Genomic DNA, 15289 nt, shown 5'->3' on the forward strand with positions numbered 1-15289 from the left:
GTTACCGCAACTGAGCGAGCCCGGCGGGCCTGCCCCGGGCAGGCCGACGTCAGACGTTGAAGCGGAACTCCACCACGTCGCCGTCCTGCATGACGTACTCCTTGCCCTCGATCCGGACCTTGCCGGCGGCCTTCGCCGCCGCCATCGATCCGGCCGCGACCAGGTCGGCGTAGGAGACCACCTCGGCCTTGATGAAGCCGCGCTGGAAGTCGCTGTGGATCACCCCGGCGGCCTCCGGCGCGGTCGCCCCGATCGGGACGGTCCAGGCCCGCGCCTCCTTGGGGCCGGCCGTGAGGTACGTCTGGAGCCCCAGCGTCCGGAAGCCCACCCGGACCAACTGGTCCAGGCCCGGCTCGGACTGACCGATCGACTCCAGCAGCTCGCGGGCCTCGTCCTCGGGCAGGTCCACCAGCTCGGACTCGATCTTCGCGTCCATGAAGACCGCCTCGGCGGGCGCGACCAGGGCGCGCAACTCGTCGAGGAACGCGGCGTTGCCCAGCTCGGCCTCGTCGACGTTGAAGACGTAGATGAACGGCTTGGTGGTGAGCAGGTGCAGCTCACGCAGGTGCTCCAGCTCGACCTTCGCGGCGGCGGCGCCCGCGTACAGCGTGACGCCGTTGTCGAGCACCTCGACTGCCTTCTTGGCGGCCTCGACGGCGGCGGCCCGGTCCTTGCGGAGCTTGGCCTCCTTCTCCAGCCGCGGCAGCGCCTTCTCCAGCGTCTGGATGTCGGCCAGGATCAGCTCGGTGTTGATCGTCTCGATGTCGTCGGCGGGCGAGACCTTGCCGTCGACGTGCACCACGTTCGGGTCGGAGAAGGCGCGCACCACCTGGCAGATCGCCGAGGCGTCGCGGATGTTGGCCAGGAACGCGTTGCCCCGGCCCTGCCCCTTCGAGGCGCCCCGGACCAGGCCGGCGATGTCGACGAACGAGACCGGCGCGGGCAGCACCTTCTGCGAGGAGAAGATCTCGGCCAGCCTGCCCAGGCGCTCGTCGGGAAGCCCGACCACGCCGACGTTCGGCTCGATGGTGGCGAACGGGTAGTTCGCGGCGAGCACGTCGTTCTTGGTCAGCGCGTTGAACAGGGTGCTCTTGCCCACGTTGGGCAGGCCGACGATGCCGATGGTGAGACTCACGACGAGCCAGCTTACGCGGTCTGCCGGCCGTCCGGCCGGGCGGGCAGCAGGCGGGGCTCGATCCGGGTCTCCCGCACCGTGCCGTCGTCGGCCCGCACCAGCTCGTACGCGGCCACGTCCGGCCGGTCCGCCACCGCCTCGACCAGCCGGGTCCCCCGGTAGATCAGCCCGACGCCGTCGTCGGTGCAGTGGCTGGTCGGCAGCGTCCCGTCGGCGACCAGCCGGTGCATCAGCGGCCGGCGCTGCTCCTCGCTGTCGTAGTGCACGCCGTTGCCGTACGGGAGCCAGCCCAGCCCGTCGGTGAACGGACGCAGCTCCGGGCCGTAGCTGTCGGTGGCGCCACCGGTGTGCCAGCAGATCGAGCCGGCGGAGACGCCGCCGAGCACCACGCCGGCCTGCCAGCACTCGTGCAGGATCTCCGGCAGGCCGTGCACCCGCCACACCGCGCACAGGTTGGCGACGCTGCCGCCGCCGACCCAGATGACGTCCTGCGCCAGCAGGTGGGCGCGGATGTCGTCGACGTTGGGCATGGGGTACAGCGCCAGGTGGGACGCGCGGAACCGGGTGTCGGCGAACGCGCCGTAGAACACGGTGAGGCCGGTCGGCTGGTCGCCGACGGCCTGGCCGAGATAGCAGACCCGGGGCGCGTCACCGGCGCCGGCCAGCTCGGCCATGTGGTCGAAGAGCTGGCTGGGCCGGGCGTCCCAGGGGCCGCGCCGGCGACTGAAGTAGCCCATGCTGGTGGCGACGATGGTCGGTTCGGTGGCGGGCATGGGTGTCCTTCCGGCCGGCGACGGTGGAGATCATTGTGCCTCGTCCGCCGCCCCGTCCGGCGGCCCGTCCGGCGACTCGGCGGCGGCGAGCAGCGCGCGCAGCAGGTCGGCCAGTCGGTAGCGGTCGGCGGGCGGCAGCGCGTCGAGGATCCGCCGCTGCACCTCCAGCCCGGCCTCCGCCGACTCCTCGACGATCTGACGGCCGGCGTCGGTGAGGCTGACCCGCAGCGCCCGCCGGTCGCCCGGGTCCGGCGCGCGGCGGACCAGCCCGGCGCGTTCCAGCCGGTCGAGCCGGCCGGTCATCCCGCCGGAGGTGAGCATCAGCGCGGCGGTGAGCGCCTTCGGCGCCAGCGTGTACGGCGGGCCGGACCGGCGCAGCGCGGCGAGCACGTCGAACTCGCCACGACCGATGCCCCAGCGGGCGTACACCTGCTCCTGCCGGTCGCCGACCAGCCGGGACAGCCGGTAGATGCGGCCGAAGACGGCCATCGGCTCGGGCCGCATGCCGGGCCGTTCCCGACGCCACTGCTCGACGATCAGGTCCACCTCGTCCGCTGCCACGGCTGTCGATTGTGCCGCACGTCGCTCTTCCGCTTTCACTCGACGCAAAGTAGTTTAGCTCTAAGATACTTACCACCGTGAGAAGAGGCAGGCATGACCCGCCGGACCGATGTCGCGCTCACCGCGATCGCGCCCGTCACCTGGGGCAGCACCTACCTGGTGACCGCCGAGCTGCTGCCCGCCGACCGGCCGCTCTGGGCCGGGGCGATCCGTGCCCTCCCGGCCGGCCTGCTGCTGCTCGCCCTGACCCGCCGCCGACCGCACGGCAACTGGTGGGGCCGGGCCGCCCTGCTCGGCACGCTCAACATCGGGGCGTTCTTCCCGCTGCTCTTCGTCGCCGCCTACCGGTTGCCCGGGGGCACCGCGGCCGTGCTCGGCGCGGCCCAGCCCCTGCTGGTCGCGGTGCTCACGGTCGCCCTGCTCCGGGACCGACCCGGCCGCACCGCGCTGCTCGCCGCCGTCGCCGCCCCGGCCGGCGTCGCCCTGGTGGTGCTGCGGCCGGGCGCCGGCCTCGACCCGCTCGGCGTGGCCGCCGGCCTGGCCGGCACCGCCGCGATGGCCGCCGGCCTGGTGCTCACCCGCCGCTGGGGGCGCCCGCCCGGGGTCGGCACGCTCGCGGCCACGAGCTGGCAACTCGTCGCCGGCGGCCTGCTGATCACCCCGGTCGCCGTCGTCGTCGAGGGGGCGCCGCCCGCGCCGGACGGGCCGGCCCTGCTGGGGTACGCGTGGCTCGGGCTGGTCGGCACCGCGCTGGCGTACGCGCTCTGGTTCCGGGGCGCGGCCCGGCTGCCGGTGGCCCGGGTGTCGATGCTCGGCGCGCTCAGCCCGCTGACCGCCGCGGCGCTCGGCTGGCTGGTGCTCGGCCAGGCGCTCGGCCCGATCCAGCTCGCCGGCTTCGCGGTGGCGGTCGCCGCCATGGTGCTCGGGCAGCTTCCGGACCGAAACGCCCGGGGCGCGACCGCCGCTCAGCCGGCACGCAACCGGCGCCAGTCGGCCGGCACCGTGTCGACCGGAACGTCCTCGGGCAGCGCGCCGGACGGCAGCTCCGCCGCGGCGGCGAGCGGCAGGGTGAACCGGTGGCCGGCGGCGGGCCCGGCCTCGTGTGACCGGTCGAGCAGCCAGCGCACCTCGTCGGCGGTCCAGCCGAGGCCGCGCCGGCCGGCGATCTCCTCGACCAGCCGCACGCCGACCCGGGTGTCGTCGTCGTAGAAGCGCATGCACCAGTGGTGCGCCCACATGCCGAGCGCGCGCAGGCCGGCCGCGTCGAGCGAGCCGACCAGCCGGCCGCAGGCGGTCTCGGCGAAGGGCCGCGTCGGGTCGTCGGCGCGATCCCGCTCGATCGCGCCGTAGGCGGCCGGCGCCACCGCCCGCATCCGGTCGTAGAAGCCCTGCACCACCGCGGTGTCGAGTGGTGCTCGCCCCCGCCCGGCCACGCTCGCCATGCCCCGCACCTTTTCTGGAGTTGGTGGCGGGACGGTACCGACCACTTACGACACTTTCCCCGCCGCACCCGCAAGATCCACGCCACTACGCCGAGGTGGCGGTATCCGAGGGCCGGGGATACCGCCACCTCGCCGAGCTGGTGCGACTGCCGCACGTCAGGTCCGAATCCCGCCAGCCGAGCGGCCGGTCCGGGAGGCAGGATCGGGGCATGGAGCTGGACTTCGAGCGGTGCTACCGGGCCGTCGACAGCCGCGACCCGCGGTTCGACGGCTGGTTCTACACCGGCGTCACGTCGACCGGGATCTACTGCCGGCCGTCCTGCCCGGCGACGACGCCGAAGCGGCAGAATGTCCGGTTCTTCCCGTCCGCCGCCGCCGCGCAGGGCGCCGGGCTGCGGGCCTGCCGCCGGTGCCGGCCCGACGCCGCGCCGGGCTCCCCGCAGTGGGACGTCCGGGCCGATCTGGTCGGCCGCGCGATGCGACTGATCGCCGACGGCGTGGTCGACCGGGACGGCGTCCCCGGGCTGGCCACCCGGCTGGGCTACACCGAGCGACACCTGCACCGCATGCTCCAGGCCGAGCTGGGCGCCGGCCCGCTGGCGCTGGCCCGGGCTCAGCGTGCGCAGACCGCCCGGATCCTGGTCGAGACCACCGGGCTGGGCCTGGCCGAGGTGGCCTTCGCCGCCGGGTTCGGCAGCGTGCGGCAGTTCAACGACACGGTCCGCGAGGTGTTCGGCGTCACCCCGTCCGAGCTGCGGGGCGGCCGGAGCGGCTGGCCGACGGCCGGCGGCGCGGGCACCATCACGCTGCGACTGGCCTACCGGCCACCCCTGCACGCGGGCGCGCTGCTGGACTTCCTCGCCCTGCGCGCGCTGCCCGGCATCGAGGAGGTCCGCGACCGGACGTACCATCGCGGGCTGCGCCTGCCGCACGGCCCCGGCACGGCGGCGCTGACCCCGGCCGGCGGGCACGTGGCCGCCACGCTGCGGCTGGCCGACATGCGCGACATGGCACCCGCGGTGGCCCGCTGCCGCCGCCTGCTCGACCTGGACGCGGACCCGGTCGCGGTGGACGCCGTCCTGGCCGACGATCCCGCGCTGGCCCCGGCGGTCGCGGCGGAGCCCGGCGTCCGGCTCCCGCACGCGGTGGACGGCTTCGAGACCGCGGTCCGCGCCGTCACCACCCAGCAGGTCTCGCTCCGCTCGGCCCGGACCACCCTCACCCACCTGATCGCCGCCACCCGGTCAGACGACGACGGGGCCGCCGACGGGGCACCGGGTGGCCTGCGGGCGTTCCCGAGCGCGGCGGAGGTGCTCGCCACGCCGGACCCGGCGTTCCGCATGCCCGGGGCCCGGCGGGAGACGATCCGGGCGTTGGCCCGCGCCGTCGTCGACGGGGAGCTGGACCTCGACGCGGGCGGCGACCGGGAGGAGGCCGCCCGGCGGCTGGTCGCGCTGCCCGGCGTCGGGCCGTGGACCGCCGGTTACCTGGCCATGCGCGCGCTCGGCGACCCCGACGTCATCCTCGCCACCGACCTGGGCGTCCGCCGCGGCGCAGCCGCGCTCGGCCTGCCCGACACCCCGAAGACCCTGACCGCGTACGCGGACCGCTGGCGCCCCTGGCGGTCGTACGCGACGATCCGACTCTGGAGAGCAGCATGACCACTCTGGACAGCACCGTCATCGACACTCCCGCCGGGCCGCTGAGCGTGCTCGCCGGGCCCGGCGGGGCGGTGCGTGCGGCCGGCTTCACCGCCGACCCGACGGCCCTGGTGCCGTTGACGCACCCGAGCCTCCGCGGTGAGCTTCGGGATCGGGCCGACCTCGGGCCGGTGACCGCGGCCGTCCGGGCCTACCTCGACGGCGACCTGACCGCGATCGACGCGGTCGAGGTGGAGCAGCACACCGACGGCGTCTTCCTGGCGCACGCCTGGCGGGTGCTGCGCGACGTGAAGCCGGGTGATCCGGTGACCTACACCGGGTTCGCCGCGCTGGCCGGCCGGCCGGCCGCGGTCCGCGCCGCGGCGGCGGCCTGTGCCCGCAACGCCGCGGCGCTCTTCGTACCCTGCCACCGGGTGTTGCGTACCGACGGGGCGCTCGGTGGCTACCGCTGGGGGCTGGACGTGAAAAAGTGGCTTCTCGGGCATGAGGGACGGGTGACGGCTAGCTGACCCCGCGCCGACACACCTGGCCGCTACCGTCGGTTGGTGCCCGCGCCCAGCGACGGCAATCCCGCGGCGCATACCGACGCCCGGTCCCAGCCGCTGCACAACCTCTGGCGGCTGCGGCCCTACCTGCGCCCGTACGCGACGGAGTTCGCCTGGCTGCTGGTCGCCGCGCTGGCCGCGACCGCGGCGAGCCTGGCCGTCCCGCTGGTGGTGCAGCGGGTGGTGGACGGGCCGGTGGCCAGGCACGACGGGGCCGGGTTGCTCCGGCTCGGCGCGCTCGCGCTGCTGCTCGGGCTCGCCGAAGCCGTGCTGATCTTCATCCGGCGGTGGACGCAGTCGTCCTCCTCGGTGGGCATGGAGGCGGCCATCCGGGCCGACATCTACGCGCACCTGCAACGGCTCCCGGTCGGCTTCCACGACCGCTGGCAGTCCGGTCAACTGCTCTCCCGGATCACCAGCGACCTCTCGGTGATCCGCCGGTTCCTCTCCTTCGGCCTGCTCTTCCTGGTGCTCAACCTGATCACCTACGCCGCCGTGGTGGTGCTGCTGATCCGGCTGCACCCCTGGCTGGGGCTGCTGGTCGCGGCCAGCGCCGTCCCGCTGTTCCTGATCAGCCGGCGGTTCGCCCGGCACTACCACGCGGCCTCCCGTCGCATGCAGGACCAGCAGGGCGACGTGGCCACGCTGGTCGAGGAGACCGCGCAGGGGCTGCGCACCATGCGGGCGTACGGGCGGGGCCCGGAGCTGGCCGCCCGGTTCGCCGCCGACACCCGCCGGCTGCACGACACCGCAATCGGCAAGGCCCGCCTGCTGGCCCGCACCTCCGCGCTGTTCGACCTGGTGCCCAACCTGACGCTCGGCGCGGTCCTGGTCGCCGGCGCCGCCGCCGTGGCCGGGGGCGCGCTCACCATCGGGCAACTGGTCGCGTTCGTCAGCCTCCAGCTCATGCTGATCTGGCCGGTGCAGTCGCTCGGCTGGATCATCGCGAACGGGCAGGAGGCCGCCACCGCCGCCGACCGGATCCAGGAGGTGCTCGACACCCCGCCCACCATCGCGGACGCCCCGCACGCCCGGTCGCTGGGCCGGGGCGAGGTCCACGGCCGGCTCCGCTTCGAGCGGGTGAGCTTCCGTTACCCGGGCGCGCCCGCCCCGGTGCTGCACGACCTGGACCTGACCGTCGAGCCGGGCGAGACGCTCGCCCTGGTCGGTGCCACCGGGTGCGGCAAGAGCACGTTGCTCTCACTGGTCCCCCGGCTGCACGACGTCACCGACGGCCGGATCACCCTCGACGGGCACGACGTGCGTGACCTGCGACTCGGCTCGCTGCGCCGGCTGGTCGGGGTGGCCTTCGAGGAGGCCACGCTGTTCTCCATGTCGGTCCGGGAGAACCTCACCCTGGGCCGGCCGGAGGCCGGCGAGGAGGAGGTCCGGGCCGCGCTGGCGCTGGCGCAGGCGGAGTTCGCGTACGAGCTGCCGTGGGGGTTGGCCACCCGAATCGGTGAGCAGGGGCTGTCGCTCTCCGGCGGGCAGCGGCAGCGGCTCGCGCTGGCCCGGGCGGTGCTCGGCCGCCCCGCCCTGCTGGTCCTCGACGATCCGCTCTCCGCGCTGGACGTGCACACCGAGGCGCTTGTCGAGGCCGCGCTGCGCCGGGTGCTGCGAGACACCACGGCGCTGCTGGTGGTGCACCGGCCCTCGACCGTGGCGCTGGCCGACCGGGTGGCGCTGCTGGAGGCCGGTCGGGTGGTGGCCGTCGGCACCCACTCCGAGATGCTGGCCGGGGTGCCGGCGTACCGGGCGGTGCTCTCCGCCGAGCCGGAGGGTCGGCCGGGCGGCGTCGGCCTGGTGCGGTCGTGACCGCGCCGGACGCCGACCTGACCCGGTGGCGGGGCCGGGCCACCGACCCGGACGCCGACCGCAGCCGCGCGGAGGGCTCGTCACCGGCGGCGGTGACCCGGCTCCGCGTCCGCAGCCGGCTCCTGCTGCGGACACTGCTCCACCCGCACCGGGCACCGCTCGGGCTGGCCGTGGCGCTGCTGCTGGCCCAGAACGCGGCGGCGATGACCGGTCCGTACCTCGTCATGCTCGGCATCGACCGCGGTATCGGGCCGCTGCGGGCCGGTGACGCCGGCCCACTGGTCGCGGTCGCCGCCGCGTTCGTCGTGGCGACCGCCGTCGAGTACGCGGCCCGGCGCGCGTTCCTCGCCCTCGCCGCCCGGATCGGCCAGGCCGTCCTGCTCGACCTCCGCCAGCGGGTGTACGCGCACTTTCTCCGCCTCGACGTCGGTTTCCACGAGCGGTACACCTCCGGCCGGATGGTGTCCCGGCTGACCAGCGACCTGGAATCCATCGGTGAGCTGGTCGACGGCGGGATCGACCGGCTGGTCATGGCCGTGCTGTCGGTGCTGTCGGTGGCGGGCATCCTGCTCTGGCTGGACCTGCCGCTGGCCGCGGTCACGCTGTTCGCGTTCCCGTTCCTGTTCGGGCTGTCCCGCTGGTTCGCGCGGGCCTCCGCCGGGGCGTACCGGCGCACCCGGGAAGCGGTGGCGCTGGTCATCGTGCACTTCGTCGAGTCGCTGCGCGGAATCCGGGCCGTGCAGGCGTTCCGCCGCGAGCCCCGCAACCAGCGCATCTTCGCCGCGGTCAACGACGACTACCGGCGGGCCAGCCTGCGCGCGTTCCGGCTGATCGCGATCTACTCGCCGGGCATCCGGCTGATCGGCAACCTGACCGCCGCCACGGTGCTCGCGTACGGCGGCTGGCGGGTGCTCGGCGGCGACACCGAGGTCGGCGTGCTCGCCGCGTTCCTGCTCTACCTGCGGCGGTTCTTCGAGCCGATGGAGGAGCTGAGCCAGTTCTACAACTCGCTCCAGTCGGCGACCGCGGCGTTGGAGAAGCTGGCCGGGGTGCTGGACGAGCGCCCGGCGGTGGCCGAGCCGGCGCGGCCGGTGCCGCTGCCCACCGGGCCGGCGCGCGGCGCCGTGGTCTTCCGCTCGGTCTCCTTCGGCTACCGGCCGGAGACGCCGATCCTGTCCGGGCTGGAGCTGACCGTCCCGGCCGGGCAGACCGTGGCGTTGATCGGCCCGACCGGGGCCGGCAAGTCCACGCTGGCGAAGCTGCTGGCCCGCTTCCACGACCCGGACGCCGGCTCGGTCCACCTGGACGGGGTGGACCTGCGCGACCTGGCCGACGCCGAGCTGCGCCGGGCGGTGGTGCTGGTCACCCAGGAGACCCACCTGTTCAGCGGTTCCGTCGCGGAGAACATCAGGTTCGGCCGCCCGGACGCCGACGACGCCGCCGTGGTGGCCGCCGCCCGGGCCATCGGCGCGCACGAGTTCATCGCCGCGCTGCCCGACGGGTACGCCACGGACGTGCACCGGCGTGGCGGCCGGCTCTCCGCCGGGCAGCGGCAACTTGTCGCGTTCGCCCGGGCGTTCCTGGCCGACCCCCGGGTGCTGATCCTCGACGAGGCCACCTCGTCGCTGGACGTGCCGACCGAGCGGCTGGTGCAGCGCGCGTTGCGCAGCGTGTTGTGCGACCGCACCGCGCTGGTGATCGCCCACCGACTCTCCACCGTGGAGATCGCCGACCGGGTGCTGGTCCTCGACGCCGGCGGAGTAGTCGAGGACGGCCCGCCGGCCGAGCTGGCCGCCGCCGGCGGCCGTTACGCCGCCCTGCACCGCCAGTGGCGCGACTCGTTGATCTGAGTCGGCGGGTGATAGGGGCAGCCTCGTCGCACCGCTCACGCCGGAGCCGGTCGACCGTCCGTTGATGACTGAAGAAACGGTGCGGAGAGCCGATCTATTCGTAGGACCTTCCCGCTCGATGTGGGCCTCGCTGACGGTCGCCAGTTCGGCCCACATCCGTCTCCGGCCAAGTCAATGAGCCTTCCGCGCAACATGGATATCACGATCTGCGACGGTCTTGGATATTCTGGCGACTGACCTGTCAAGACGCAACTTGGGCAAGCCTGAGCACGTATTCGAAGCCGCGTTTCTGCGCGGGCGAATCCACCATTGGCAGGATCAGCGCTGGTATGCCCGCGGAAACCGAGCCGCCGTCGCTGGCTGGATGATCACCGACCATCAGGGTCTGGCCCGGTGCGGCATGGAGGGCTTCGAGGGCGGCACCCCAGATCCGAGGGTCCGGCTTGACGAAGCCGACCTCATAGGACAGTACGAACGCATCGACATAGCCGTCGAGTCCGTGCCGCGCGAAGTATTTTCGGATATCCCAGCCGACGTTGCTGACGACGCCGATGCGAACACCGCTATCACGCAGTGCGGACAGGGTGGCGACGGTGTCGGCGTACGGCTCGATCGCTTCGGCGTGTGTTTCGTGCAAGACCGATGCAAGCGCCTGGTCCACCCCAGGAATCTGTTCGAGCACGGCGAGGATCGCCCTATCCCAGACTCGCGGATCCAGATCTCGGGCGATGTGTGCCGGATCCGTGGCCGTCTTCCGCAACAGTTCCGCGAAGTCGCCAGCAATACGGTGCGCCTCGCCGGCAGCCAATGTCCGGTCGATCGATGCCGCCGCGTTGCCCGCCCAGCGCTCCGAGTCCCTGGCGAACAGAGTCCAGGCGAAGTCGAACAGCACTGTCGTCACGGACTTGGCGGTCATCGCATCACCCTAGATCAACACGACGAGTTCTGTGGACCGCGACGCAGTGAGCTACTCCGCGCAAAAGCCCTCGGTGACGGTTCGTAATCATATGGTCGATCAGCGTGCCGCCGATAATCACGTGCGGGTGGCGGCCATCTTGGCCGCCAGGAGTGCACCAGCCAGGCTGGGCACCTGCACCGCGATCACTTCGGGCAGCCGGGGCTCTGGGTCATGTCGGGTCAGCCCACGGGGCCGATCTGCTTGGCCAGTTTGACGAAGCTCTGCCAGGAGGCCGGCCCGAAGGTCAGCGTGCCGCCGTCACGGTCCTTGGTGTCCCGGACCAGGACCACGCCCGGGAGGTTGTCCGCGACCTCGACACACGAACCACCGTTGTTGCCGCTCTTCGTGCTCTTGCGCCACTGCGCACCGGTCATGTCCATGATCCTGCCGCTTCTCTGATCAGGTCTAGGGACTGGTTGCGGGAGAGGGCCTCACCTCTGATGCGCTCCCACCTACGGCTGAGCGTAGCAACGGGCGCAGCCTCATTGACGATCTGCGCTGGCCCCTGACTGTCAACATGGGCGACGTGCTCACCGCTGGGCAGTTCGGCGAGGATGAAGCCTCCGCCAAGCCCTGGATACATGCCAACGCCCGCCGGCACGATATGCACCTGCACCGGCGGGAGGGCCGCGCAGCGGGCAAGGTATTCGACCTGCTCCCGCATCAACTCACGGTCGCCATACGCCGACTGGTAGAGCACGGCTTCGAAGATGACGGCGACGAACAGAGGCGGGCGCTCACGACGCAGGACTGCTTGCCGCTCAATGCGTGAGGCAACCAAATCGTCCACCTCCACCGGGGTAAGCGCCTCACCGGCAAGCGTCGCCCGTGCATACGCCTCGGTCTGGAGCAGGCCAGGTATCCAACAGTGCTCAAACCAGCGGAGTGCTACGGCCTCCCGTTCCCAGTCGACCCACTCGCGTAGCCACTGCGGCTCACGTCGTTTCAGGACATCGGGCCATAGGTCCCCGACGTCCCGGCCAAGGAGCGCGGCCACCATTGCGCGCCGCCGTGGTTGCGGCACCCGTCCCGGGGAGACCCAACGCGCTGCTGTCTTCGGATCTACACCGGTCTGATCTGCAAGGCTCTCGGCCGTCTCGCCAGCCTCAACCATCGCCGCTTGGAGTACGTGGTTCATCCCGTCTCCCCTGTGGACGTCCCGGATATCTCGGCACCATACCTTAACGCTGTGTACTGATCCCGTAGCTCTGAGGAAGGTGGTGGTGTGCGGCACTGCCCGGTGGAGGCCCGATGCCCGGCGGGAGCGCTGCCGGGGCCGCTCGTGGGCGAGCAACCATGAGCGGCCCCGTCCCAGCCGCAGAGGGGGAAAACGTGCCGAAGACCACTGCGTCGATCAAGGGCGGAGATGTCCTGCACCTGACCCGCTCCGCGAGCGTTCAATTCGTCCGCCCGATCATCGTCCGCGTCATCCGAGAGATCACGGACCGGCACTCCTACGACGGCTGGACCTGGATCGAGGCTTACGAACTGGACGCCAGGGGCGACGCAGTCGCCAAGCGTGAGTTGTTCGTGCAGCCGGCCGGACTGCGCTGGCTCACTGCCCCCACACCGGCAGCGCCGGTCAACCGTCGCCGGTCCCGTGTAACGGCTTCGGTGCCGGCATGAGTAACGCCGGTCGCCCGCACCTACCGCTACGCCCGATTTGGCTCTGCAAGCGCTGCGCCCAACCATGGCCATGCGCGGTCGCCCGCCTGGCCCTGATCACCGAGTACGCAGGTGATCGGGTGGGCATGTCGGTCTACCTGTGTGGGCAGCTCTACGAAGCGGCGACCGACCTGCACCGTCTGAATCCGGGCGAGGCACCGTCACCGCAGGCACTGTTCGCTCGGTTCGTCGGCTGGACCCGCGAAGCCGTGGAGCGGCCCCGACGCGCCCGCCTACCATGGGCGGATGAGTGACACGACGAGGACGGGGCGCGGCGGGCCTCCCGAGCGTCCGAGCCTGGACGGCCTCGAGGAGACCTGGGCCCACCGCTGGCAGTCCGACGGCACGTACGCGTTCGACCGCACGAAGGAACGCGCGGACGTGTACTCCATCGACACCCCGCCGCCGACCGTGTCGGGCGAGCTGCACATGGGGCACGTCTTCTCGTACACGCACACCGACGTCGTGGCCCGATTCCAGCGGATGCGCGGGCGGACCGTCTTCTACCCGATGGGCTGGGACGACAACGGGCTGCCCACCGAGCGCCGGGTGCAGAACGTCTACGGCGTGCGCCCCGACCCGGCGCTGCCGTACGACCGGGACTGGCGACCGCCGGCCACGCCGGTGAGCGCTGACGCCCGGAAGAACCCGACGGCGATCTCCCGACGCAACTTCATCGAGCTGTGCGAGACGTTGACCGTGACCGACGAGCAGGCGTTCGAGGCGCTGTGGCGGCGGCTCGGCCTCTCCGTGGACTGGTCGTTGACGTACACCACGATCGGGCCGGCGGCCCGCGCGGCCAGCCAGCGCGCGTTCCTGCGCAACCTGGCCCGTGGTGAGGCGTACCAGGCCGAGGCGCCGACGCTCTGGGACGTCGGGTTCGGCACCGCGGTCGCGCAGGCGGAGCTGGAGGACCGGGTCCGGCCCGGCGCGTACCACCGGCTGCGGTTCACCGGGCCGGACGGACGCGAGGTGCTGATCGACACCACCCGGCCGGAGCTGCTGCCGGCCTGCGTGGCGCTGGTCTGCCACCCCGACGACGAGCGGTACGCCGACCTCGTCGGCACCGCTGTGCGTACCCCCGTCTTCGGGGTGGCGGTGCCGGTGCGCGCGCACGCGCTGGCGGACCCGGCCAAGGGCACGGGCATCGCGATGGTCTGCACGTTCGGTGACCTGACGGACGTGACCTGGTGGCGCGACCTGCGGCTGGACACCCGGGTGGTGATCGGCCGGGACGGGCGGCTGCTGCCGGAGCCGCCGGCGGACGTGCCGGCGGGGCCCTACGCGGCGCTGGCCGGGCAGAGCGTCAACGGCGCCCGGCGCGCGGTGGTGGAGCTGCTGGGCGAGGCCGGCGACCTGGTCGGCGAGCCGCGCCCGATCACCCACCCGGTGAAGTTCTACGAGCGCGGCGACCGGCCGTTGGAGATCGTCTCGACCCGGCAGTGGTACCTGCGCAACGGCGGCCGGGACGCCGACCTGCGCGACGAGCTGCTGGCCCGCGGGCGCGAGCTGCGCTGGGTGCCGGAGCACATGCGGCACCGCTACGAGCACTGGGTGGGCGGTCTCACCGGTGACTGGCTGGTCAGCCGGCAGCGGTTCTTCGGCGTGCCGGTGCCGGTGTGGTACCGGCTCGACGACACTGGCGAGCCGGACTGGACCCACCCTCTCACACCGGACGAGGCGACGTTGCCGATCGATCCGACAAGCGAGCCGCCGCCCGGTTTCGACGAGTCGCAGCGCGGTCGGCCCGGTGGCTTCACCGGCGATCCGGACGTGCTGGACACCTGGGCCACCTCGTCGCTGACCCCGCAGCTCGTCGGCGGGTGGGAGACCGATCCGGACCTGTTCGCCCGGGTCTTCCCGATGGACCTGCGCCCGCAGGGACACGACATCATCCGCACCTGGCTGTTCGCCACCGTGGCCCGCTCGCACCTGGAACACGGTGTGCTGCCCTGGCGCACGACGGTGCTCTCCGGCTGGATCCTCGACCCGGACCGGAAGAAGATGTCCAAGTCCAAGGGGAACGTGGTCACCCCGATGGGGTTGCTGGCCGAGCACGGCTCCGACGCGGTCCGCTACTGGGCCGCCAACGGCAAGCCGGGCATGGACCTCGCGTTCGACCCGGCCCAGGTCAAGGTGGGCCGCCGGCTGGCCACCAAGCTGCTCAACGCGTCCCGCTTCGCGCTGGGACTGGGCGCCGCCGACGCGCTGCGGGCCCCGGTGAGCGAGCCGTTGGACACCGCCATGCTCGCCGAACTGTCCGGCCTGGTCGGGGCCGCGACGTCGGCCCTCGACGGGTACGACCACACCGCCGCCCTGATGGCCACCGAGGGGTTCTTCTGGCGGTTCTGCGACGACTACATCGAGTTGGTGAAGGAACGCGCCTACGGTGAGGGGCCGGCGGCCGACTCGGCGCGGGCGGCGCTCGCCACCGCGCTGTCGGTGCAGTTGCGGCTCTTCGCGCCGGTGCTGCCGTTCGTCACCGAGGAGGTCTGGTCCTGGTGGCGGTACGGCTCGGTGCACCGCGCGACGTGGCCGACCACGTACGAGGTGGACCGCGCGCTGGCCGCGCCCGGCGACCCGGAGCTGCTGCGGCTGGCCGCCGACGCGCTGGGGCAGGTGCGCCGCGCCAAGTCGGAGCGGAAGCTGTCGATGAAGGCGGACGTGCCGCTGGCCGAGGCGCTCGGGCCGGCGGCCCTGCTCGACCAGCTCACCACCGTGGCCGACGACGTGCGCGCGGCGGGGCGGATCGCCAAGCTCGACCTGCTTCCCGACCGCACCCCCGAACTGGTCATCGCCTGCGCGTTCTAACCCCGCCCTCGGGTAAGGAAGGGCCCCTTCTTAACGCCTCCGGTAGAGAAGGGGCCCCTTCTCACCCAAGGGT

At 72.9% G+C, this 15289-nt stretch carries 14 protein-coding genes and 1 pseudogene; 8 read left to right on the top strand and 7 right to left on the bottom strand.

All coding sequences use genetic code 11. From position 1 onward, the window contains the following. Positions 1-49 precede the first annotated feature (49 nt). From ychF to AB0B02_RS07220, 3 genes are read right to left on the bottom strand one after another with little or no spacing between them, the layout of a single operon-like run. Entirely contained in the window at positions 50-1135 is a 1086-nt protein-coding gene (gene ychF / locus AB0B02_RS07210; RefSeq protein WP_281937919.1) for a redox-regulated ATPase YchF, read from the bottom strand. An 11-nt stretch (positions 1136-1146) separates the two neighbouring features. After that, complete coding sequence (locus AB0B02_RS07215; protein ID WP_281937921.1) at positions 1147-1908, bottom strand: peptidase E; 762 nt, start codon at positions 1906-1908, stop codon at positions 1147-1149. Between the two features lie 30 nt (positions 1909-1938). After that, complete coding sequence (locus tag AB0B02_RS07220; protein ID WP_357297764.1) at positions 1939-2469, bottom strand: MarR family transcriptional regulator; 531 nt, start codon at positions 2467-2469, stop codon at positions 1939-1941. A 93-nt stretch (positions 2470-2562) separates the two neighbouring features. Here AB0B02_RS07220 and AB0B02_RS07225 point away from each other — a divergent pair. Then, a pseudogene (locus tag AB0B02_RS07225) lies at positions 2563-3381 on the top strand (EamA family transporter); the annotation flags it as partial. A 53-nt stretch (positions 3382-3434) separates the two neighbouring features. Here the strand turns inward: AB0B02_RS07225 and AB0B02_RS07230 are convergent. After that, positions 3435-3911, bottom strand: coding sequence for a hypothetical protein (locus AB0B02_RS07230; RefSeq protein ID WP_281937924.1), 477 nt, complete (start codon positions 3909-3911; stop codon positions 3435-3437). 209 nt (positions 3912-4120) lie between these two features. On the opposite strand from AB0B02_RS07230, the gene AB0B02_RS07235 reads away from it, so the two are divergent. Genes AB0B02_RS07235 through AB0B02_RS07250 form a run of 4 tightly spaced genes read left to right on the top strand, consistent with a single transcriptional unit; the run spans position 4121 to position 9782 of the window. Next, positions 4121-5572, top strand: a complete 1452-nt coding sequence (locus AB0B02_RS07235; RefSeq protein WP_357297767.1) for an AlkA N-terminal domain-containing protein — start codon at positions 4121-4123, stop codon at positions 5570-5572. Then, positions 5569-6081 carry a methylated-DNA--[protein]-cysteine S-methyltransferase gene (locus tag AB0B02_RS07240; protein ID WP_281937927.1) on the top strand — a complete coding sequence of 171 codons (513 nt, stop codon included), beginning with the start codon at positions 5569-5571 and terminating at the stop codon, positions 6079-6081. Before AB0B02_RS07235 ends, AB0B02_RS07240 begins: the two co-directional genes overlap by 4 nt. Positions 6082-6117: 36 nt before the next feature. Next, positions 6118-7932 carry an ABC transporter ATP-binding protein gene (locus AB0B02_RS07245; protein ID WP_357297771.1) on the top strand — a complete coding sequence of 605 codons (1815 nt, stop codon included), beginning with the start codon at positions 6118-6120 and terminating at the stop codon, positions 7930-7932. Beyond that, positions 7929-9782, top strand: a complete 1854-nt coding sequence (locus tag AB0B02_RS07250; RefSeq protein ID WP_357297773.1) for an ABC transporter ATP-binding protein — start codon at positions 7929-7931, stop codon at positions 9780-9782. The genes AB0B02_RS07245 and AB0B02_RS07250 overlap by 4 nt, the downstream gene beginning before the upstream one ends. A gap of 241 nt (positions 9783-10023) precedes the next feature. On the opposite strand, the gene AB0B02_RS07255 is transcribed toward AB0B02_RS07250, so the two are convergent. The 3 genes from AB0B02_RS07255 to AB0B02_RS07265 all read right to left on the bottom strand — a co-directional run bounded on the left by AB0B02_RS07255 (position 10024) and on the right by AB0B02_RS07265 (position 11878). Then, entirely contained in the window at positions 10024-10698 is a 675-nt protein-coding gene (locus tag AB0B02_RS07255) for an HAD family hydrolase (protein ID WP_357297776.1), read from the bottom strand. A 221-nt stretch (positions 10699-10919) separates the two neighbouring features. Beyond that, positions 10920-11114 (bottom strand): DUF397 domain-containing protein, encoded by a 195-nt coding sequence (locus AB0B02_RS07260; protein ID WP_357297779.1) that lies wholly within the window; start codon positions 11112-11114, stop codon positions 10920-10922. After that, complete coding sequence (locus AB0B02_RS07265) at positions 11111-11878, bottom strand: DUF5753 domain-containing protein (protein WP_357297785.1); 768 nt, start codon at positions 11876-11878, stop codon at positions 11111-11113. Before AB0B02_RS07265 ends, AB0B02_RS07260 begins: the two co-directional genes overlap by 4 nt. 194 nt (positions 11879-12072) lie before the next feature. Between AB0B02_RS07265 and AB0B02_RS07270 the strand changes: the two genes are divergently transcribed. Genes AB0B02_RS07270 through valS form a run of 3 tightly spaced genes read left to right on the top strand, consistent with a single transcriptional unit; the run spans position 12073 to position 15216 of the window. Further along, positions 12073-12366: a hypothetical protein gene (locus tag AB0B02_RS07270; protein WP_357297788.1), complete on the top strand. Its 294-nt coding sequence runs from the start codon at positions 12073-12075 to the stop codon at positions 12364-12366. Next, positions 12363-12659 (top strand): hypothetical protein, encoded by a 297-nt coding sequence (locus AB0B02_RS07275; protein ID WP_357297791.1) that lies wholly within the window; start codon positions 12363-12365, stop codon positions 12657-12659. Before AB0B02_RS07270 ends, AB0B02_RS07275 begins: the two co-directional genes overlap by 4 nt. Further along, complete coding sequence (gene valS / locus AB0B02_RS07280; RefSeq protein ID WP_357297794.1) at positions 12652-15216, top strand: valine--tRNA ligase; 2565 nt, start codon at positions 12652-12654, stop codon at positions 15214-15216. Before AB0B02_RS07275 ends, valS begins: the two co-directional genes overlap by 8 nt. Positions 15217-15289 lie beyond the last annotated feature (73 nt).

The sequence above is a fragment of the Micromonospora sp. NPDC049240 genome (assembly GCF_040647835.1).
Lineage (GTDB): Bacteria > Actinomycetota > Actinomycetes > Mycobacteriales > Micromonosporaceae > Micromonospora.

What these genes read in the sequence shown, in the direction of transcription:
- AB0B02_RS07235 (WP_357297767.1), top strand. Translation starts at nt 4,121, where the DNA reads ATGGAGCTGGACTTCGAGCGGTGCTACCGGGCCGTCGACAGCCGCGAC.
- AB0B02_RS07265 (WP_357297785.1), bottom strand. Translation starts at nt 11,878, where the DNA reads ATGAACCACGTACTCCAAGCGGCGATGGTTGAGGCTGGCGAGACGGCC.
- AB0B02_RS07275 (WP_357297791.1), top strand. Translation starts at nt 12,363, where the DNA reads ATGAGTAACGCCGGTCGCCCGCACCTACCGCTACGCCCGATTTGGCTC.
- AB0B02_RS07215 (WP_281937921.1), bottom strand. Translation starts at nt 1,908, where the DNA reads ATGCCCGCCACCGAACCGACCATCGTCGCCACCAGCATGGGCTACTTC.
- AB0B02_RS07230 (WP_281937924.1), bottom strand. Translation starts at nt 3,911, where the DNA reads ATGGCGAGCGTGGCCGGGCGGGGGCGAGCACCACTCGACACCGCGGTG.
- AB0B02_RS07260 (WP_357297779.1), bottom strand. Translation starts at nt 11,114, where the DNA reads ATGACCGGTGCGCAGTGGCGCAAGAGCACGAAGAGCGGCAACAACGGT.
- AB0B02_RS07255 (WP_357297776.1), bottom strand. Translation starts at nt 10,698, where the DNA reads ATGACCGCCAAGTCCGTGACGACAGTGCTGTTCGACTTCGCCTGGACT.
- valS (WP_357297794.1), top strand. Translation starts at nt 12,652, where the DNA reads ATGAGTGACACGACGAGGACGGGGCGCGGCGGGCCTCCCGAGCGTCCG.
- AB0B02_RS07240 (WP_281937927.1), top strand. Translation starts at nt 5,569, where the DNA reads ATGACCACTCTGGACAGCACCGTCATCGACACTCCCGCCGGGCCGCTG.